The sequence below is a fragment of the Gemmatimonadetes bacterium SCN 70-22 genome, from assembly GCA_001724275.1.
GTDB lineage: Bacteria > Gemmatimonadota > Gemmatimonadetes > Gemmatimonadales > Gemmatimonadaceae > SCN-70-22.
In genome coordinates this window covers 49,756-70,142 of record MEDZ01000004.1, presented here as the reverse complement: position 1 = coordinate 70,142, position 20,387 = coordinate 49,756, and the positions used below count along the sequence as shown (strand labels likewise).

General features: G+C 68.1%; 18 protein-coding genes. 17 read left to right on the top strand and 1 reads right to left on the bottom strand.

Translation table 11 applies throughout. The features are described 5' to 3' along the window. The first annotated feature begins 34 nt into the window (after positions 1-34). Positions 35-808, top strand: coding sequence for a succinate dehydrogenase (locus ABS52_03265; protein ODT04635.1), 774 nt, complete (start codon positions 35-37; stop codon positions 806-808). A 150-nt stretch (positions 809-958) separates the two neighbouring features. Here ABS52_03265 and ABS52_03260 read toward each other — a convergent pair whose 3' ends face one another. Continuing rightward, positions 959-1,510 carry a dCTP deaminase gene (locus tag ABS52_03260; GenBank protein ODT04634.1) on the bottom strand — a complete coding sequence of 184 codons (552 nt, stop codon included), beginning with the start codon at positions 1,508-1,510 and terminating at the stop codon, positions 959-961. A gap of 357 nt (positions 1,511-1,867) precedes the next feature. On the opposite strand from ABS52_03260, the gene ABS52_03255 reads away from it, so the two are divergent. From ABS52_03255 to ABS52_03180, 16 genes are all read left to right on the top strand, one after another. Then, positions 1,868-2,272, top strand: coding sequence for an NADH-quinone oxidoreductase subunit A (locus ABS52_03255; GenBank protein ID ODT04633.1), 405 nt, complete (start codon positions 1,868-1,870; stop codon positions 2,270-2,272). Further along, positions 2,263-2,889 (top strand): NADH-quinone oxidoreductase subunit B, encoded by a 627-nt coding sequence (locus ABS52_03250; GenBank protein ODT04632.1) that lies wholly within the window; start codon positions 2,263-2,265, stop codon positions 2,887-2,889. Before ABS52_03255 ends, ABS52_03250 begins: the two co-directional genes overlap by 10 nt. Then, positions 2,886-3,587, top strand: a complete 702-nt coding sequence (locus ABS52_03245) for a hypothetical protein (GenBank protein ID ODT04631.1) — start codon at positions 2,886-2,888, stop codon at positions 3,585-3,587. Before ABS52_03250 ends, ABS52_03245 begins: the two co-directional genes overlap by 4 nt. Positions 3,588-3,744: 157 nt before the next feature. Beyond that, the gene (locus ABS52_03240; GenBank protein ID ODT04807.1) at positions 3,745-4,899 is read left to right on the top strand and encodes an NADH dehydrogenase (quinone) subunit D; all 1,155 of its coding nucleotides are present in this window, start codon (positions 3,745-3,747) and stop codon (positions 4,897-4,899) included. 130 nt (positions 4,900-5,029) lie between these two features. Then, the gene (locus ABS52_03235) at positions 5,030-5,491 is read left to right on the top strand and encodes a hypothetical protein (GenBank protein ID ODT04806.1); all 462 of its coding nucleotides are present in this window, start codon (positions 5,030-5,032) and stop codon (positions 5,489-5,491) included. Positions 5,492-5,547: 56 nt separating this feature from the next. After that, positions 5,548-6,864 (top strand): NADH oxidoreductase (quinone) subunit F, encoded by a 1,317-nt coding sequence (locus tag ABS52_03230; GenBank protein ID ODT04630.1) that lies wholly within the window; start codon positions 5,548-5,550, stop codon positions 6,862-6,864. Continuing rightward, positions 6,864-8,435, top strand: a complete 1,572-nt coding sequence (locus ABS52_03225) for a hypothetical protein (GenBank protein ODT04629.1) — start codon at positions 6,864-6,866, stop codon at positions 8,433-8,435. Before ABS52_03230 ends, ABS52_03225 begins: the two co-directional genes overlap by 1 nt. Positions 8,436-8,557: 122 nt before the next feature. Then, positions 8,558-9,730 carry an NADH-quinone oxidoreductase subunit H gene (locus tag ABS52_03220; protein ODT04805.1) on the top strand — a complete coding sequence of 391 codons (1,173 nt, stop codon included), beginning with the start codon at positions 8,558-8,560 and terminating at the stop codon, positions 9,728-9,730. Between the two features lie 62 nt (positions 9,731-9,792). Continuing rightward, on the top strand, positions 9,793-10,227 hold the full coding sequence (locus ABS52_03215) for an NADH-quinone oxidoreductase subunit I (GenBank protein ODT04804.1): 435 nt from the start codon (positions 9,793-9,795) through the stop codon (positions 10,225-10,227). Next, positions 10,227-10,763, top strand: a complete 537-nt coding sequence (locus ABS52_03210) for a hypothetical protein (protein ID ODT04628.1) — start codon at positions 10,227-10,229, stop codon at positions 10,761-10,763. The genes ABS52_03215 and ABS52_03210 overlap by 1 nt, the downstream gene beginning before the upstream one ends. After that, a complete protein-coding gene (locus ABS52_03205; GenBank protein ODT04803.1) occupies positions 10,763-11,056 on the top strand; it encodes an NADH-quinone oxidoreductase subunit K in 294 nt (97 codons plus the stop codon). The genes ABS52_03210 and ABS52_03205 overlap by 1 nt, the downstream gene beginning before the upstream one ends. Further along, positions 11,056-13,266: an NADH-quinone oxidoreductase subunit L gene (locus ABS52_03200; protein ID ODT04627.1), complete on the top strand. Its 2,211-nt coding sequence runs from the start codon at positions 11,056-11,058 to the stop codon at positions 13,264-13,266. Before ABS52_03205 ends, ABS52_03200 begins: the two co-directional genes overlap by 1 nt. A gap of 4 nt (positions 13,267-13,270) precedes the next feature. Then, positions 13,271-14,869 (top strand): hypothetical protein, encoded by a 1,599-nt coding sequence (locus ABS52_03195; GenBank protein ID ODT04626.1) that lies wholly within the window; start codon positions 13,271-13,273, stop codon positions 14,867-14,869. Between the two features lies 1 nt (position 14,870). Then, the gene (locus ABS52_03190; GenBank protein ODT04625.1) at positions 14,871-16,403 is read left to right on the top strand and encodes a hypothetical protein; all 1,533 of its coding nucleotides are present in this window, start codon (positions 14,871-14,873) and stop codon (positions 16,401-16,403) included. A gap of 60 nt (positions 16,404-16,463) precedes the next feature. Then, positions 16,464-17,825 (top strand): phosphomannomutase, encoded by a 1,362-nt coding sequence (locus tag ABS52_03185; protein ODT04802.1) that lies wholly within the window; start codon positions 16,464-16,466, stop codon positions 17,823-17,825. A gap of 1 nt (position 17,826) precedes the next feature. Continuing rightward, the gene (locus ABS52_03180) at positions 17,827-20,304 is read left to right on the top strand and encodes a hypothetical protein (GenBank protein ODT04624.1); all 2,478 of its coding nucleotides are present in this window, start codon (positions 17,827-17,829) and stop codon (positions 20,302-20,304) included. Positions 20,305-20,387 lie beyond the last annotated feature (83 nt).

Sequence of the window (20,387 nt, the reverse complement as noted above, 5' to 3'; positions counted from 1 at the left end):
CTCTCGTCCTCCCGTCCCTTCGTCTTCTGGCCATATGAACCTCACGTTGCGCGTATGGCGGCAACCCGGTCCGAGTGCCGCCGGCAAGTTCGTCGAGTACCAGGCACGCGACATCTCGACCGACATGTCGTTCCTGGAAATGCTGGACGTCATCAACGAGGGGCTGGCGTCGAAGGGCGAGGAGCCGATCGCCTTCGACCACGACTGCCGCGAGGGCATTTGCGGCATGTGCGGCCTCATGATCAGCGGTGTGGCGCACGGCCCGATGAAGGCGACCACGACCTGCCAGTTGCACATGCGCTCGTTCACCGACGGCGACACCATCACGGTGGAGCCGTGGCGCGCGGCGGCCTTCCCGGTGTTGCGCGACCTGTGCGTGGACCGAAGCGCCCTGGACCGGATCATCCAGGCCGGAGGGTACATCTCGGTCTCGACCGGCAATGCCCCCGATGGCAACGCGATCCCCATTCCCAAGCCCGCCGCCGACGCCGCCATGGATGCGGCGGCCTGCATCGGGTGCGGGGCGTGCGTGGCCGCCTGTCCCAACGGGAGCGCCTCGCTCTTCACGGCGGCCAAGATCTCGCACCTGGGGCATCTCCCGCAGGGGCAGCCCGAGCGCTACCGCCGCGCCCGGCAGATGGTCGCCCAGATGGACCTCGAGAGCTTCGGCGGGTGCACGCTCCATGGGGAATGCCAGGAGGCGTGCCCCAAGGAGATCTCGATCGATGCCATCGCCCGCATGAACCGCGACTTCATCTACGGCGCCGCGCTGGAGCCAGAGGAGTCGCGGGCGGGGGGCGGAGACTGAGCGTCGAACGATCCTCGCGCCAAAGCGAAACCGGCTGCCCCCTCCTGAGGGGCCGCCGGTTTCGTTCGCCGGGCATCGGCCCGCCGGTCCGCGTGCCCCGGCCTGGGGGGAGCGCCGGTGACCCGGCGCCCCGTACGCCAGCGCGTCCCGTCAGAGGCGTGGAAGGGTCACGCCGAGCTGTCCCTGATACTTGCCGGCCTTGTCCTTGTACGACACGAGGGGCGGCTCGCCCTTGAAGAAGAGGACCTGCGCGATGCCCTCGTTGGCGTATATCCGGGCCGGGAGGGGAGTGGTATTCGAGATTTCGAGCGTGACGTGTCCCTCCCACTCGGGTTCGAACGGCGTCACGTTCGTGATGATCCCGCAGCGTGCATAGGTCGACTTCCCGACCGTGATGGTGACCACGTCGCGCGGGATCCGGAAGTATTCCACGGAGCGAGCCAGCGCGAAGGAGTTGGGTGGGACGATGCAGACGTCGCCTTCGAACTCCACGAACGACTTGGGGTCGAAGGCCTTGGGATCGACGATCGAGTTGAGGACGTTGGTGAAGATGCGGAATTCGCGGGCCACCCGCATGTCGTAGCCGTAGGAGCTGACCCCGTACGAGATGACCCCCGATCGCACCTGGCTCGACTCGAAGGGGTCGATCATCCCGTGCCTGGTGGCCATCTCGGTGATCCAACGGTCGTTCTGAATCGACATGCGCCAGCGTGCTCCCTGATCGGGGGTGGGGGTCTGGACGGCGCACGGGACTCGGCCGGCGCCACGGCCGGCGAAAGGTAACGCCCGCATCGTGCCGTGGGGATGCGGCACGGGAGGGAGACGCCCTGGGCGCCGCCCGAGTGCCGCCCGAGTACCGCCCGAGTACCGCCCGCGCCGCGCGTGAGGCGGAGGGGGATCCCGGGAAAGTGGAGCGATGCGAGGCGCGGGGTGCAACGGCTGCCAACTCCCTCGTACGGTTCGCCTTAGTTCCGTTGACACCCTCCCACTCATTCGGGTAGGTTATGCCCGCTGAACACGTGAAATCTTTCACGAACTTCGGAGTGCACTGGGAGCGACATGGATCGCACGTACCTGCCCGTCCTGCTCTTGCTTGGATTCGTCGCGCTCAACGCCGTGCTGATCGTGGCGTTGTCGACGCTCGTCATCCGGCGACGCCCGACCCCCGTGAAGGACACGCCGTACGAATCCGGCATTCCGCCGTTGGGAGATGCGCGGGAACGCTTCTCCGTGAAGTTCTACATGGTCGCGATGCTCTTCATCATCTTCGACATCGAGACCGTGTTCATGATCCCGTGGGGGGTCTACTACCGCCAGTTGTCGTGCAAGGTGGCACTGGTGAACAATGCCTGTCCGGCCGGGAACGTCTCGTTCTTCGGGCTCGGGGAGATGCTCGTCTTCATGGCGATCCTCGTCGTCGGGTTCGTCTACGTCTGGAAGAAGGGAGCGCTGCAATGGGATTAGCACCTCGCCCTGACGCGAACGTCGTCAGCTACGCCCCCCAGGATCAGGAGGGGTGGGTCACGACACGCCTCGACATGCTGGTGAACTGGGGGCGCGCCAACTCGCTGTGGCCCATGCCGTTCGGCACGGCGTGCTGCGCCATCGAATTCATGGCCTCGGCGGCGGCGCGCTTCGACCTCGCCCGTTTCGGGATGGAGCGCATGTCGTTCTCGCCGCGCCAGTCGGATGTGCTGATCTGCGCCGGGCGCGTCCCGTTCAAGCTGGCCCCGGTCATCCGGCGCATCTACCAGCAGATGCCGCAGCCGAAGTGGGTCATCTCGATGGGCGCGTGCGCGTCGACGGGCGGGATGTTCGACACGTACGCGGTGACGCAGGGAATCGACACCATCATCCCGGTGGACGTCTACGTGCCGGGGTGTCCCCCGCGTCCGGAGGGGCTCATGTACGGGATCATGATGTTGCAGGAAAAGGTGAAGCGGGAACGGATGAGCGACACGTCGATCCGCGAGGAGCTGGATCCGGATCCGGCGAGTGCCTTGTACATCCCTCCGTCGGTGATCGACGAGCTGTCGGAGCCGTTCGGGAATTCGGTCCACCAAACCCGGTCGGGGCTGTGAGCGCGCCGTTCACCATCATCCATGCCGGGCAGGCGGTCCCCGGCGCCGCCGCGCCGCGCACGCCGGGCGCGCTGCCGCACCGGGGCGGGCCGCTGAACCCGAGCGCGGAACGCCTCCAGGCCCGCTTCCCGCAATTCTTCGTTAGGTCCGAGGCGGTGTGGGGCGACACGACCGTCTTCATTCGTCCCGAGGGGGCGCTCGAGGTGGTGCGCTGGCTCCACGACGACGCCGGGGAGCAGTACGACTACCTCGTGGACGTGACCGCGGTCGAGTATCGCGACCTGGAGCAGCCGCTCGAGGTCGTGTGGCACCTGCGATCGATCCCGTATCGCCGCTTCCTGCGCGTCAAGGCCCAGCTCCCCAAGGGGGAGCCGCTGCGCGTCGCGAGCGTGCACGCGGTCTACAAGGCGGCGGATTGGCTCGAGCGTGAGTGCTACGACATGTTCGGCATCACCTTCGAGGGGCACCCGGACCTCCGGCGCATCCTGATGTGGGAGCAGTACCGGGAAGGGTTCCCGCTCCGGAAGGACTTCCCGTTGCGCGGCCGCTTCTCGCGCGCCGAGCAGCTGCGGCAGGCGCTGTCGGCCAACCCGGAGGCCAAGTATTCGATGGAGGAGCTGGCCATCGCCGACGCGTTCGACGACCTGCCGCAGGACATGCAACGCCGCCTCAAGGGCGGCGAACGGACGGGGGAGTAACGTGGCTACCAAGCGAACGATCGAAGTCGCGCTCTCGACGACGGGGCTCGACCGCGAGGGCCGGCCGCAGCGGACGCCGCTGGTGGTCGACGGCTCGGGGCAGCTGACGGCCCTCGAGGCGCCGCCGGCGCTGGAGCCGGAGCTCGAGGGCGAGCACATGCTCATCAACATCGGGCCGCAGCACCCGGCCACGCACGGGGTGTTGCGCCTGGTGCTCGAGCTCGACGGCGAGACGGTGGTGCGGTGCATCCCGCACATCGGGTACCTGCACTGCGGCTTCGAGAAGATCGGCGAATACCGCCAATACAATCAGATCATCCCCTGGACCGACCGCGAGGACTACCTCAACTCGCCGGGGAACAACATCGCGTTCGCGCTGGGTGCGGAGCGCCTGTTCGGCGTGGAGATCACGGAGCGCTGCAAGGTGCTGCGCGTGATCGCGCTCGAGCTGTCGCGCATCATCTCGCACCTGGTGTGGGTCGGGACGACCTGCATCGACATCGGGGCGTTCACCCCGTTCCTGTGGGCCTTCCAGGAGCGTGAGAACATCTACAACCTGCTCGAGGGATGGGTGGGAGCGCGCCTGACGACGAGCATGTCGCGCGTCGGGGGGATGGCGGCCGACATTCCCGACGGATGGCTCGACGGGCTCAAGGGGTTCCTGCACACCTTCCCCAAGACCATCGCGGAAGTCGACAAGATGGTGACCCGCCATGGCATCTGGGTGGGGCGCACGATCGGGCTGGGCGTGATGACGCCGGAGGAGGCGCTCAACTACGGCCTCTCGGGCCCGATGGCCCGCGCCTCGGGCGTGGCGTGGGATACGCGCCGTGACTTCCCGTACCTCGACTACGAGACATACGACTTCGACGTCCCCATCGGGGTCAACGGCGACGTGTACGACCGCTTCCTGGTCCGCATGGAGGAGATGCGCCAGTCGGTGCGGATCCTGGAGCAGGCGGTCCAGCGCCTCCCCGACGGCCCGGTGAATGTCGACGACCCGCGCGTCATCCTCCCGCCGAAGCACAAGGCGACGAGCGAGATCGAGTCGATGATCCACCACTTCAAGATCGTGATGGAGGGGCCTCGCCCCCCGGTGGGCGAGGTGTACCTCCCGGTGGAGAGCCCGAAGGGAGAGAAGGGCTACTATTTCGTGTCGGATGGGACGGCCAAGCCGGTGCGCTGGCGCATTCGTCCCCCGTCGTTCGTGAACCTGAGCGCGATCCCGAAGATGGTCGAGGGGCACCTCCTCTCCGACGTCATCGCGATCAACGCGAGCATCGACATCGTCATGGGAGAGATCGACCGATGAGAGCCGAGAGGGGAGACGGGAGTCGGGCGACGGGAGGGATGGCGCGATGAGCCACGGTCCTTCCGCGGCCGGCGGCGCCGCGCTCAAGCCATCGCATGGGCATCACGACGAGCCCTACGTTCCGGTCTTCGTGGGCGAAGCGCGGGCGAAGCTCGACGAGCTCCTCACGCGCTATCCCACCAAGCAGGCGGCCCTCCTCCCGGCGCTCTGGATGCTGCAGGAAGCCCGCGGCTGGGTGAGCGAGCAGGGAATGGCCGAGATCGCGGGACTGCTCGACATCACCCCGGCGTACGTGAAGGGGGTGGTGACGTTCTACACCATGTACCACCAGCACCCGGTGGGGAAGTATTTCATCCAGGTGTGCACCACCTCGCCGTGCAACGTGTGCGGGGCAGAGGACGTGGTGAAGGCCTTCCTGGAGAAGACCGGCTGCGGCGAGTTGGGGGTCACGTCGGAGGATGGCCGCTACACGGTGATCGAGGTCGAATGCCTCGGCGCCTGCGGCTTCGCCACCCCCGTGATGGTCAACAGCGACTTCCTCGAGTCCATCACCCCGGACTCGGTCCCGCACGTCCTCGAGAAGTACCAGTGAGAAGGCGGGGGATCGATTCTCCCGTCTCCCGTCTCCCGTCTCCCGACTGATCTGCTATGGGTTATCCGCACCAGCCGCATCCCCGCGAGACGCTCGTCCTGTCGAGGCACTTCGGCGATGCCGAGGCGCGCTCGCTGGAGGGGTGGAAGAAGCGCGGCGGCTACAAGGCGCTGGAAATGGCGTTAGGCATGGACCCGGTCGCCATCCAGAACGTGGTGAAGGAGTCGGGGCTGCGCGGCCGCGGCGGCGCCGGCTTCCCGACCGGGCTCAAGTGGTCGTTCATGAAGCTCGGCGACGGCAAGCCGCACTACCTGTGCTGCAACGCCGACGAGTCGGAGCCCGGGACGTTCAAGGACCGCGAGATCATGCGCTGGACGCCCCACGCCCTCATCGAGGGGGTCGCGATCGGGGCGTACGCCATCGGGGCCGAGACGGCGTACATCTACATTCGCGGCGAGTTCACCGAGCCGATCCAGCGAATGGAGGCGGCCCTGGCCGAGGCGCGCGCGGCCGGCATCATCGGCCGGAACGCGATGGGGACCGGCAAGACGATCAACGTCTGGGTCCACAAGGGGGCCGGCGCCTACATCTGCGGTGAAGAAACCGCCCTCATGAACTCCATCGAGGGGCGCCGCGGCAATCCGCGCATCAAGCCGCCGTTTCCCGCGGTGGCCGGGCTCTTCGCCAAGCCGACGACGATCAACAACGTCGAGACGCTGGCGGCCGTGCCGCACATCCTGAACAACGGCGCCGACTGGTACAAGAAGATGTCGCGCCCCGACAACCCGAAGTCGACCGGGACCAAGCTGTGGAGCGTGTGCGGCAACATCGCGCGCCCCGGCAACTACGAGGTCGAGATGGGCTTCCCGTTCGGGGAGTTCCTGCATGAGGTGTGTGGCGGTGCCCTTCCGGGGCGGACGCTCAAGGCGATCATTCCCGGCGGCTCGTCGGTCCCGATCATCACGATCGAGGAGGCGGAGCGCGCCCTGATGGACTACGAGGGGATGATGACGGTCGGGACGATGCTCGGCTCCGCCGGCTGCATCGTCCTCGACAGCGCGCAGTCCATGCCGAAGCAGATCGCGCGCCTCGTGCGCTTCTACGCGCACGAGAGCTGCGCCCAGTGCACGCAGTGCCGGGAAGGCACGGCGTGGAGCAGCAAGATTCTCGACCGCATCGTCGCCGGCGACGGGACGGCCGAAGACCTGGATACGCTCCTGGACATCGGCGAGAACATGACCGGGAAGACGATCTGCGTCCTCTCGGACTCGTGCGCGACCCCCGTCGCGAGCGGCCTGCAGAAGTTCCGCCACGAGTTCGAAGCCCTCATCACGAAGAAGACGATCCACACCGTACCCACGGTGGTGGCCTGATGGCCGACACTCCTCTCGTCAACCTCACGATCGAAGGGCGCCCAGTCGCCGTCGCCCCGGGGACGTCGATCCTCGAGGCGGCGAAGACGGCGGGCGTCCTCATCCCGCACTACTGCTACCACCCGGGGCTCTCCGTGGCCGGCTCGTGCCGCATGTGCCTCGTGGAGGTCGAGAAGTTCCCGAAGCTCGCACCGTCGTGCGCGACGGCAGTGGCCGAGGGTCAGGTGGTGCACGTGCACTCCGAGAAGGCCCGCGAGGCGCGCAAGGGCGTCCTCGAGATGCTCCTCATCAATCACCCGCTCGACTGCCCCATCTGCGACCAATCGGGGGAGTGCGAGCTGCAGGACTACACGTATCAGGAAGGGCCGAAGGAGTCACGCCTCCGCGACCCCAAGCGCTTCAGCCCGGCCGAGGACTTCGGCGGCGACGTCCTGTACGTGCAGAACCGCTGCATCCTGTGCACGCGCTGCGTGCGCTTCATGGATGACGTGGCGCACGACACGGTGCTCAACGTGAGCGAACGCGGCGATCGCGCCTTCATCGGGAAGTTCGAGGGGAAGGACCTCACGCACGCGTGGGCGGCCAACGTCATCGACGTCTGCCCGGTCGGCGCCCTCGTCAGCAAGGACTTCCTCAACAAGGCGCGCGCCTGGGAACTCGACCGCACGGCCTCGGTGTGCACCAGCTGTTCGCAGGGGTGCAACATCATCGTCGAGACGCGCGACAACACCGTGATGCGCCTGCGTCCGCGCTCGAACGAGAGCGTGAACCAGTTCTTCATGTGCGACCACGGACGCGCGAACTACCGGTGGATGAACCGGCGCGACCGCCTCGAGGTCCCCAGCATCCTGGGGGCCGGCGGCCACGCCACGGTCGACTGGGAGGTCGCGCTCGAGGCCGCCGCCCGCGTCCTCAAGGGGAAGCGTGCCGTCGTCCTCGCGTCGCCCAACCTCTCCAACGAGGCGTTGCACCTCCTGTCGCGCCTCGTGCGCAAGAGCGGCGGGGCGGGGGTCTTCCGGGTGGCACAGGGCGCCGAGGCGCCGCTCCCCGGCGTCGACGACCTCGCGCTCCGCGCCGACCGCGCCGCCAACGTCACCGGAGCGCAGCTCCTGGGCTTCACACGGCACGCCTCCCCGCTCGACGTGCTGCAGGCGGGCGACGCCCTCGTCGTCGCCGACGCCGACCTCAGCGAGTCGGACCTTCCCGCGCTGGCGCGCGCGGCGGTCACGGTCGTCATCGGCACGGCGATGCCCGCCCACCTTCCCAAGGCCGACATCATCCTCCCCATCGCCAACATGACGGAGGAGGAGGGAACGCTCACGAACCTGCGCGGACGCGTGCAGCGCTTCCTGCAGGCCAAGGCCGCCCCCGGCATGGCGCGCCCCAGCTGGTACGTCCTCGCCGACCTCCTGGGGGCGATGGGCGAGAAGGCCGAGTATTTCGTGGCCGCCGACGCCTTCGCGGCGCTGGCCGCGAGCGAGCCGTCGTTTGCCGGGCTCACCTACGACGCGTTGGGGCTTCGCGGCCGTCCCGTGGCCGACGCCGAACGCCTTGCCGAGGCGGCCCGATGAGCGCGCTCCTCATGAACCTCCCCAGCCTGTTGCAGGTGGCGGCCGATCCGCAGCAGCCCCCGACGTTCTGGCCGTGGTTCGTGGCCACGGTCGTGAAGCTGCTCGTCTTCTTCACGCTCTACATGGTCATCGTCGCCTATTCCACGCTGGCCGAGCGCAAGATCTCGGCGTGGATCCAGGGGCGGCACGGGCCCAACCGCGTGGGGCCGCGCGGTTACTTCCAGCCGCTGGCCGACGGCGTGAAGAACTTCATGAAGGAGGAGACGCTTCCTCCGCACGTCAACAAGGTGCTGTTCATCCTGGCGCCGATGCTGTCGTTCCTGCCCGCGCTCGTGATCTGGGCGATCATCCCGTGGGGCGCGTCGTGGGCGTCCCCGTGGGGGCGCATCGACCTGGTGCTCGCCGACCTCCCGATCGGCTACCTGTTCACGGTGGCCATCGCCTCCCTCGGCGTGTACGGGATCGTCCTCGCCGGGTGGAGCTCCAACAACAAGTACGCCCTGCTGGGCGGCCTCCGGGCCAGCGCCCAGATGGTCTCCTACGAGATCGGCCTGGGGCTGTCGCTGATCCCAGTCTTGCTGCTGGCGGGGAACGTCACGCTGCGCGCCATCGTGAACCAGCAGGCCGAGATGCACATGTGGAACGTGCTCACGCTCTCGGTCGCCTTCGTGACCTTCCTCATCTCGGCCTTTGCCGAGACCAACCGCCTCCCCTTCGACATGCCCGAGGCGGAGTCGGAGCTCATCACCGGGTACCACACCGAGTACTCGGCGATGAAGTTCTCGCTCTTCATGATCGCCGAGTACGCCAACATGCTCACGCAGTCGGCGATGATCGCGACGCTCTTCTTCGGCGGCTGGGACATTCCGTTCATGACGGCGGACAACACCGGCGCGGTGAGCGGCCCGCTCGTGCTGCTGTCGGTGGTCCTCATGCTGGCGAAGGTCTTCTTCTTCATGTTCTTCTACATCTGGATCCGCTGGACGCTGCCGCGCTTCCGGTATGACCAGCTCATGTCGCTCGGGTGGAAGTTCCTGTTCCCGGTGGCGCTGGCGTACATCGTGGTCGTGGCCGGGCTGATGCTCGGGCTCGACGCGATGGGGATCCAGCGCGGCTTCGTGTACGGCGGGATCTTCCTCGCCGTCAACGCGGTGATCCTGTTCATCCTCTTCGCGGTCTTCGATCGTGGGCGCGTGGTGAGCCCGGCGTCCGCGCGCGCCTCCGCCGACGAAGTGGCGCGGCTGCGCGGCATCAGCGCCGCCCGCACCAACCTCTCGACCCAGGCAGGCAACTGATGGCGATCAACGTGAAGGTCGTGGAGCGTCCCATCGAGGAGACGAGCTACGTCCGGGCGACGCTGAAGGGGCTGGGCAACACCTTCAAGCACCTCATCGACCCGCACAAGGTGACCACGCAGTACCCCGAGGAGCGCGAGAGCATCTCGCCGCGCTGGCGAGGGACGCACCGCATGCTCACCACCGAGGACGGCAAGGCCAAGTGCGTGGCCTGCGGGCTGTGCCCGACGGTGTGCCCGGCCAACTGCATCAAGCTGGTCCCGGGCGAGGACGAGCAGGGCAACCGCTATCCCCTCGTGTTCGAGATCGACGAGTTCCGGTGCATCTTCTGCGGCTACTGCCAGGAAGTCTGTCCCGAGGAGGCGATCCACCTTGGGCGGCACTACGAGAACGCCGAGTACTCGCGCGAGGGCTTCGTGTACGACCTCGAGCGCCTCATGGCGCAGACGCACCCCGTCTGCGAGATGTGGGACCCGGCCGATCCGAAGGGCGAGTGATGTCAAACTTCTTCTACCAGCTCCACTTCTACCTCTTCGGGTTGATCGCGATCGCCTCGGCGCTCGCCTTCGTGACCCGCAAGGGCCCGGTGGCGGCGGCGCTCTGGCTCGTGAACACGATGTTCTCGCTGGCGGCGCTCTACGTCATGCTGGACGCCCACTTCATCGGGGCCATCCAGGTGCTGGTCTACGCCGGCGCGATCATGGTCGTCTTCCTCTTCGTCGTCATGCTCCTCAACCTCGGGCATCCCGACGAGATCTCCGACCTGCGCGGCACGTGGGGGCGCCTCCTGGGCGGCCTCCTCGGACTCGCCATCCTCGCCCAGATCATCGTCCTCCTGCGCTCGCCGGCCCCGGCCTCGCTGGTGCAGTCGGAGTTCCAGCGCGCCGAGAGCCTGAAGGACCTCAACGCCGTGGCCGCGATCGCGAAGCCGCTGTTCAGCGACAACCTCCTGGCGTTCGAGCTCACCAGCATCCTCCTGCTGGTGGCGATCGTCGGCGCCGTCGTCCTCGGCAAGCGGAGGGCCTCCGCATGATGGTTCCCGAAGCGCTCGCGTTCTCGGCGGTGCTGTTCACCATCGGGGTGGTCGGCGTGCTCACGCGCCGGAACGCGATCATCGTCTTCATGTGCGTCGAGCTCATGCTCAACGCCGTCAACCTGTCGTTCGTCGCCTTCTCGCGGTTGTACGGGATGACGGGGCAGGTGTTCGTGGTCTTCGTCATGACCGTGGCCGCCGCCGAGGCGGCCGTGGGGCTGGCGATCATCATCTCGATCTTCCGCCACCGCCAATCGGTGGACCTCTCGAACATCAATCTCCTCAAGGGCTGATGCTCCTCCAGGACGCTGCAGCCGCCGGGGCGCATCCGCTGGCCGGGACGATGGCGGAGTGGATCTGGCTCGTCCCGATCCTTCCCCTCCTCGGGTTCGTGATCAACGGACTCCTCGCGCTCACGAGCGTGGCGAAGACCGGGCCCGGGAACCCGACGGCACACCATGCGCACCACGACGATCACGCCGACGATCACGGCGACGCCCATGGCCACGGTGGCCATGGCCACGACGCGCCCCACGACGACCACCATCCCGTCACGCGCCACAAGTACGCGGGGATCGTGAGCCTGGTGGGGCCGGCCGTGCTGGCCGCCTCGTTCGCCCTGACCGCCGCGATCTTCCTCGCCCTCACGGGGGCGCACGCCGAGGCGCCATTCGTCAAGTCGCTCTTCTCGTGGATGGTCGCCGGCGACCTCTCGATCGACGCCGCCTTCCAGGTGGACCAGTTGTCGATGGTGATGGCCATGGTCATCACCGGCGTCGGGACGCTGATCCACATCTTCAGCGTCGGCTACATGCAGGACGACCCGGGGTACCCGCGCTACTTCGCGTACCTCAACCTGTTCGTCTTCTTCATGCTGGTGCTGGTGCTCGGCGCCAACTACCCGATGCTGTTCGTCGGGTGGGAAGGGGTGGGGCTCTGCTCGTACCTGCTGATCGGGTTCTGGTTCTCCGACAAGGCCAACGCCGACGCCGGCAAGAAGGCGTTCATCGTCAACCGCATCGGTGACTTCGGCTTCCTGGTGGCGATGTTCCTCCTCTTCGCCAACCTCGGGACGCTCGACTTCGCCGGCGTGAACGCGGGCGCGGCGCAGCTGGTCCCCGGCGGGGCGCTGGTGACCGCCATCTGCCTGTTCATGTTCCTCGGGTGCACCGGCAAGAGCGCGCAGATCCCGCTCTACGTCTGGCTCCCGGACGCCATGGCCGGCCCGACGCCGGTCTCGGCCCTCATCCACGCGGCCACGATGGTGACGGCCGGCGTGTATCTCGTCGCGCGCAGCGCGGTCCTCTTCTCGCTGGCCCCGGTCGCCTCGCTGACCGTCGCCTTCGTCGGGGCGCTGACGGCGATCTTCGCCGCCACCATCGGCCTCAAGCAGTGGGACATCAAGAAGGTGCTGGCCTACTCCACCGTCTCGCAGCTGGGCTACATGTTCGTGGGCGTGGGCGTGGGAGCGTACGCCGCGGGCGTCTTTCACCTCGTGACGCACGCCTTCTTCAAGGCGCTCCTCTTCCTCGGTTCGGGGTCGGTGATCTACGCCATGCACCAGGCGTACCACCACACCGGGAACCATGACGACGCGCAGGACATGCGCAACATGGGCGGGCTCAGGAAGTACATGCCCGTGACCTTCATCCTCATGTGGATCGCCACGCTGGCGATCGCCGGCATCCCGCCGTTTGCCGGGTTCTTCTCGAAGGACGAGATCCTGGGCGCCGTCTTCGCCCGGACGCACGGGTCGACGCTGGCAGAGGCCAGCTGGCTCGGGATTCCGGGGAGCGCCCTGCTGTACGCCATCTACGTCATCGGGCTCGTCTCCGCGCTCCTGACGGCGATCTACATGACGCGCATGATGCTGTACACCTTCCACGGGCCCAACCGGAGCGGGGAGAAGGAGCAGCAGCACCTGCACGAGGCCCCGTGGGTGATGACGGGTCCGCTGGTGGTGCTCGGCATCCTGAGCCTGGCCGGTGGGTGGCTCAACCTCCCGACGTTCTTCCCGGCCGGGCCGGTGCAGGCGCTGCATCACTGGCTCGAGCCGGTGACGGGCGAGTCGGCGCTGCGCGTGACGATGGGGAACGAGGCGCACCTCGCGCACAGCACCGAGTACCTGCTCGTCGGCATCGCGATCGCGATCGCCGTGATCGGCATTGCCCTGGCGGTGGCGCGCCTCAAGCCGTCGGCCCTGGTGCCGAAGCGCGAGGCACCGGCGTCGGAGGGCTTCGCGCGCGTGCTGGAGAACAAGTACTACGTCGACGAAGGCTACGACAAGGTCGTGGTGCAGCCGCTCGTCGGCGTGTCGCGCAGCGTGCTCTGGAAGGGGATGGACGCGGGGCTCATCGACGGACTCTTCGTGAACGGCAGCGCCCAGCTCGCGCGCGGTATCGGCTGGTTGGGATCGCGCCTGCAATCGGGCCAGGTGGGGACATACGCCTGGGTGCTCATCATCGGCGTCGTGGCGGTACTCGGCGCTTTCTCCCTGCGATAGACCGATGCAAGCCTTGCTCGAATCCATCGGATACAACAGCTGGATCCTCCCCGTCCTGCTGCTCATCCCGCTGATCGGTGCGCTCCTGGTCTGGGTGCACGGCGCCACCCTCCGGGGAGCGACCGGTGATGCACGGGCGGCCGCGGAGAACACGGCACGCATCATCACGCTCGCGATCTTCCTGGTCGAGTTCCTCGTCTCGATCGGCCTCTGGTGGTCGCTCGACCCCTCCTCCGGCGGGTGGCAGGCGACCTTCGACGCGCCGTGGATCGACGCGTGGGGGACGACGTTCGCCCTCGGGATCGACGGACTGTCGCTGATGATGGTCCTGCTCACGACGCTGATCATGCCGCTCGCCATCCTGGGCGGGTGGACGAGCGTGAACCGGAAGGTGCATGCGTATCACGCCCTCATGTTGCTCCTGACGGTCGGGATGCTGGGTGCGTTCGTGGCGCGCGACCTGTTCCTGTTCTACGTGATGTGGGAAGTGATGCTGATCCCGATGTACTTCATCATCGGTATCTGGGGCGGCGAGCGGCGCATCTACGCCTCGCTGAAGTTCTTCATCTACACGATGCTCGGCTCGCTCCTGATGCTGGTGGCCATCGTGTACCTCGGCTGGCAGGCCGGGATGCTGACCGGGAAGCCCGATTTCTCCTACGACGCGATCATGGCGGTCGCGGGAATGGACCCGGGGGCCTCGTTCTGGCTCTTCCTCGCCTTCTTCGTGGCCTTCGCGGTGAAGGTCCCGATGTTCCCCTTCCACACGTGGCTCCCTGACGCCCACGTGGAGGCCCCCACCGCCGGATCGGTGGTCCTGGCCAGCATCCTCCTCAAGCTGGGGACCTACGGCTTCTTGCGGCTGGCGATTCCCCTCTTTCCGGGCGTGGCCATGCACGACACGGTGCGCACGGCGATCCTCGCCCTCAGCGTCATCGGCGTGATCTACGGCTCGCTGGTGGCGCTGGTGCAGCCCGACTTCAAGAAGCTGGTCGCGTACTCCTCGGTGGCGCACCTCGGGATGGTCATGCTCGGGATCTTCGCCATGACCACCGAGAGTGTGCAGGGCGCCCTCATGGTCATGATCGGCCATGGCATCTCGACCGGGGCGCTCTTCTTCCTCATCGGGATGATCTACGAGCGCAGGCACTCGCGCCTCTTCGCCGACTACGGTGGCATCGCGAAGGTGGTCCCCATCTTCGCCACCGCCCTCACCGTCGTGGCCCTCAGCTCCATCGGCCTCCCCGGTACCAACGGCTTCGTGGCCGAGTTCCTGGTGCTGGTCGGCTCGTTCCGCACGGTGCCGTGGATGACCTTCATCGCGACGCTGGGCGTCATCCTCGCCGCCGCCTACTTGCTGTGGGCCGTGCAGCGCATCATCTACAACCCGATGGACAAGCCGGCCAACGCGAAGATGACCGACCTCAACTGGCGCGAGATCGGGCTTCTCGTACCGCTCCTCTTCGTCATCCTCTGGTTGGGCGTGTATCCCAAGCCGGTGCTCCGTCGCATGGAGGCCTCGGCGGCCAGGTTCGTGCAGCAGGTCGAGAGCCGCGCGGCATCGCAGCAGGCCAACATGAGCACCATGGCGGGAGGGAACTGAGATGCAATACGATCTCTCGATCCCGTCGCAGCTGACGATGGCGCTCGGCCCGGACCTCATCCTGCTGGGCGGCGCGATGATCCTGATGCTGGTCGCCGCGTGGGGGCCCGAATCCGCCGCCCGCCAGCGGAACGTGGGGATGGCCGCCCTCGGGCTCGCGGTCATCGTCCTCGGGACGGTCGCCTTCACCGCCACACGCGGCCTCTCGGCGTTGAACGGCGTGATTGCCGTGGACGGCTTCCGCTGGGCCGCCGACGCGCTCTTCCTGCTGGCGGCCATCATCACGCTCATGCTCGCGGTGGACTACAACGAGCGCGAGGGAATCCTTGCCGGCGAGGCGCACGTCCTCACCATCTTCGCCACCGGCGGGATGATGGTCATGGCGGCGGCCCGCGACCTCATGGTCCTCTTCCTCGGCATCGAGCTGATGTCGATCGCCGTGTACGTGCTGGCCGGGCTCGACCGGCGGAACCCCCGCTCCGCCGAAGGGTCGCTGAAGTACTTCCTGCTTGGCGCCTTCGCGACCGGCTTTCTGCTGTACGGCATCGCGCTCGTGTACGGGGCCACCGGGACCACCAACCTGACCGAGATTGGCGAGCGCATCACGACGCTGGGGCTCGCCAAGTCGCCGATGCTCCTGGTCGGCGTCGCGCTCCTGTTGATCGGCTTCGGCTTCAAGCTGGCGGCCGCGCCGTTCCACATGTGGGCGCCCGACGTGTACGAGGGGGCGCCGACCCCCATCTCGGCCTACATGGCCGCCGGGGTGAAGGCCGCCGCCTTCGCTGCCCTCCTGCGCGTCTGGCTCGAGGCCTTCCCCGGCGTGTACTCCGAGTGGCACAAGGCGGTCTGGTGGCTGGCTGCGGTCACGATGCTCGCCGGCAACATCATCGCCCTGCAGCAGAAGAACCTGAAGCGCATGCTGGCCTACTCCAGCATCGCCCACACGGGCTTCATCCTCGTGGCCCTCGCCGCCGGGACGCCGCAGGCGGCCACGGCGTTCCTCTTCTACCTGGTGGCGTACACGCTGGCGACGATGGGGGCCTTCGCGGTCATCATCGCGGTGGGGCGGTCGGGGGCGCCGGGCGACCGCATCGAGGACTTCCATGGGCTGTGGCATTCCAACCCGGGGCTCTCGATCGGGATGATGGTCTTCATGCTCGCGCTCCTCGGCTTCCCGGTGTTCGGCGGGATGGGCTTCCTGGCCAAGTGGTACGTCTTGCAGGCCGCCATCCAGGCCCCCGCGCCGCAGGTTCGACTGGCCGTCCTCCTCGTCCTCACGTCGACGATCTCCGCGGGCTATTACCTCTACGTGGTGATGGTGATGTTCATGAAGCAGCGCGCCCCCGACGCGCCGAGCGTTCCGGCGATGCCGGCGCTGACGCGCGCCGTCGTCGTCGGCTCGGTGGCGTTGCTCCTGCTGTTCGGCGTGTATCCCAACCCGGTCGTGCGGCTGGCCAAGGCCTCGAGCTCGTTAGGCCGGGCGGCGGCGCCCGACGCGGCCGACTCGCGGACGGCCGCGCTTCCCGGACACTGACCTGAGCGGGGCCGCGACGCGGCCCCGACTCGTTTACGGCACCTTCACGCGCCCATGGCCATCGACGCAGCGATCTTCAGGCAGTACGACATTCGCGGCATCGTCGGGCACGACCTGACGGCCGAGGCGACATTCGCGATCGGACAGGCCTACGCGGCGCACCTGGCGGCCCATGACCTCCGGGGCGCGGTGGCCGTCGGCCGAGACAACCGCCCCTCGGGCACCTCGCTGCGCGACGCCCTCGTGCACGGCCTCACCGGCGCCGGCGTCGACGTCGTCGACATCGGCGTCGTCCCCACGCCGCTCCTGTACTGGAGCCTGCACAAGCTCCCGGTGATCGGGGGCATCCAGATCACCGGATCCCACAACCCCCCCGAGTACAACGGGTTCAAGCTGTGTGTGGGGAGCGACTCGCTCCACGGTGCCGGGATCCAGGGACTCCTCTCGTTCATCCGGGCGGGAACGTTCCCGAGCGGGACCGGCACGGTCCGCCGCGCCGAGGTGATCGCCCCGTACATCGACGACGTGGTCGCCCGGACGGGACGGCTCTCGCGCCCGCTCAAGGTCGTGGTCGACGCCGGGAACGGGGCAGGGGCCCTGGTGGCCGAGGCCCTGTTTTCCCGGCTTGGGGTGCAGGGACGTTACATCTTCTGCGAGAGCGACGGCACCTTCCCGAACCACCACCCCGACCCGACCGTCGTCGAGAACTTGCACGACCTTATTAGGGCGGTCCGCGACGAGCGCGCCGACCTCGGCATCGCCTTCGACGGCGATGCGGACCGCATCGGGGTCGTGGACGGAGACGGCACCGTCATCTGGGGCGATCACGTCCTCATCCTCTACGCTCGCGACGTCCTGGCGCGCACCGGGGCGGGGCAGCCGATCATCTTCGACGTGAAGTGCTCGCAGGCACTGCCCGACGCGATCCGCAAGGCGGGGGGAGACCCGGTGATGTGGAAGACCGGACACTCCCTCATCAAGGAGAAGATGAAATCGCTGCACGCACCGGTCGCCGGCGAGATGTCGGGGCACATGTTCTTCGCCGAAGGGTTCTACGGCCACGACGATGCCCTGTACGGTGCGGCGCGCCTGCTGCGCATCGTGGCCGACAGCGGCAAGTCGGTCCGCGAGCTCCTCGCCGACGTCCCGGTCTTCCACGCCACGCCGGAGATTCGCGTGGAATGCGGTGACGACCGCAAGTTCGCGTTGGTGGAGGCGGCCGCACGTCACTTCAAGGCGACGCACGACGTGATCGACGTGGATGGCGTTCGCGTCCTGTTCGGCGATGGGTGGGGCTTGATCCGCGCCAGCAACACGCAACCGATCCTGGTCACCCGCTACGAGGCGCTCACCCCGGAGCGCCTGGCGACGATCCGTGCCGAGATGGAAGGGTGGCTTCGCTCACAGGGCGTGACCCCCTGACGTGAGCGGGCGCCGCTGGCTCCTCGGTGCAACGCTGGCCGTCGCCGCGCTCCTGCTGGTCGGGCGCGTGGTGGCCGGATGGTATGTCGATTACCTGTGGTTCGACGCACTCGGAGCGGCGGACGTGTGGCGTGCCCGCGCCATCGACCTCGTGATCCTTCGCGGGTCGGCATTCGCCGTCGGGGCGACGTTCGTCTTCATCAACCTGTACGCCGTCAGGCACTCCGTCGTCTCGCTCGTCCTGCCGCGCCGCGTCGGCAACCTGGAAATCGGGGAGGAAGTCCCGGGGCGCTACCTCGATGTCGCGGTCGTCGCCCTCTCCCTCGCGCTGGGGCTCCTCCTGGCCCTCCCGCACGGCGACTGGGCCTCCGTCGACCTCGTGCGGCACGGAGAAGCGTTTCGCGAGAGCGACCCGTACTTCCAGTTCGACCTCGCCTTCTGGGTGTATTGGCTCCCGCTCGAAGCCGAGTTCCACCTGTGGTCGCTCATCGCCGTCCTCGCCGTCACGTTCGTGGTGACGTGCCTGTATGCGCTCACGCCGAGCCTGCGATGGGAAGGGGGGCGACTGCGCATCACGGCATACGTGCGCCGGCATTTCTTCGCCCTCGGCGCGGCACTGCTGGTGATCCTTGCGTGGAGCTATCGCCTCGACGCCTACCGGCTCCTCCTCGAGGGGAGCGGGGCACAGGGAACGTTCAACGCCATCGACCATCGAGTCGGCATTCCCGCGAGCCTCGCCCTGGCGCTGGGCACCGTGGCCGCGGCCATGCTCCTGCTCTGGTCGGGGTGGGTGGGTCAGTTCCGCATCGCCTTCGCGGCGGTGAGCGCCGCCCTCCTGCTGGCGCTCTCCCTCCGCCAGCTGCTCCCGGCCGTGGCCGAGCGGTACCTGACGCCGGTCGACCAGGAGCTGCGCGACGCCCCGTACCTGAAGACGCGTGCCGCCTATACCCGTCGCGCCTACGCGGTCGATCGCGTGGTGCGGCCGGACACGCTCGGGGATCAGGGCAGCGTTCGAGAGTCGCTCCGCGGCGCGGCGCTGTGGGATTCTCCTGCGCTCACGCGTGCCGTGGCGCGCGAGCGGCGCGGAGGGATGCAGCACGCCTCGCTCGGCTGGGATGGACGGGCGGGGCGCCTGCAGTCGATCATCGTCGAGGAGCCGATGGGCGCCGATGCCGCCGCAACGCCGGCGCCGTGGAGCGCGGTGCGCGTCGAGGCGGACATGGTGACCGACCAGGGCGATCCCGTCAGCGACGGCGGCCGGGGCGGCGAGCTCCCGCTCCCCCCCGTCCTGGTCCTCGACGCAGCTCCGGGTTATCGCCTGGTGCGCGACTCGACAGGCAGCGTCGCGGCGCCCCGGCTCGACGACTTCGGCGCGCGACTCGCCCACGCCTGGCGCCTCCAGGATCCACAGCTCCTCGGGGCCGATGCGGCCCGCGACGGCGGGCGCCTCGTGATGATCCGCGACGTGCGGCGCCGCGTGCGACGCATCTTCCCCTTCTTCCTGCAGGGAGGAAGCGTCTCGCCCATCATCCATCGCGATTCGCTCTTCTGGAGCGTTCCCCTGTATGCGGCCTCGGCGTTCTACCCGCTCAGCGACCCGGTGCGTGTCCTGGGCGAGGAGGCGCGTTACTTCCAGCATGCGGGCGTCGCCATCGTCAGTGCCCATACCGGGCGAGTCTTCGCCATCGCCGATCCGGCGCCCGATCCGATCACGACGTCGTGGATGCGGCGCTTTCCGCGCCTCTTCGTCGCGGCCTCGGCGCTCGACCGGGAACTGACGGACCAGGTCGTCCCGCCTCCCGAGGGGGCGCAGCTGCACGCACGGATCTTCGCCCGCGTGGGGACGCGCGGCGAGAATGCCCCGCCGTCGCATCTCCCCCTGCAACCGGGAGGAGACACGACCTTCGCGGGCGGCGGCGTGCCCCCCTTCGTCGACCCGCTCAGCGGGAAGCTGTCCATCGCCTATCCCGTCCTCGACGGCGCGGATCGTGTGCGGGGTGTGGTCGTCGCCAGCGGTGGTGCCGACTATGACGTCCGCTGGGAGGCGGCCCCTCGGCTCGGGCCCCGCTGGGGGACGATCGTCGACAAGCTGCATCGTGCCATCGACTCGGCCTCCCAGGGAGGCGCCGCGCGCGAAGCCCCCCTCGTGCGCGGGCCGGTGCGCGTCATCCCGTACGCCGGCGGTGCGGCCTTTCTTCAGACGGCGTATGCCCGCCGGAGCGACGGCAGCCCGGTGGTTCGGCTGGTGGCGGTTGCGATTGGTGACACCGTGCGAACTGGGGTGACGATCGCGGCCGCGGCCGGACTCCCGGTGCCGACCGTTCCCAGCGCGCCGTTGACGCCAACGGAGTTCCGCGCCCGCGTGGAAGCGCTGTACGCCGAGATGCGGGAAGCGCTGGCGCGCGGCGACCTTGGCGCCTTCGGCAGTGCCTACGATGCGTTGGGTCGCCTGTTGCGCGCGACCCCGGCAAAACCTTGAACCCGTCCGTGAGGCCCCGTAGCTTGCGCGGCTGCGCCTGTGCAGCGGCGCAATTCGCGCGCGCCCGGGGCGCCGCGCGGCAT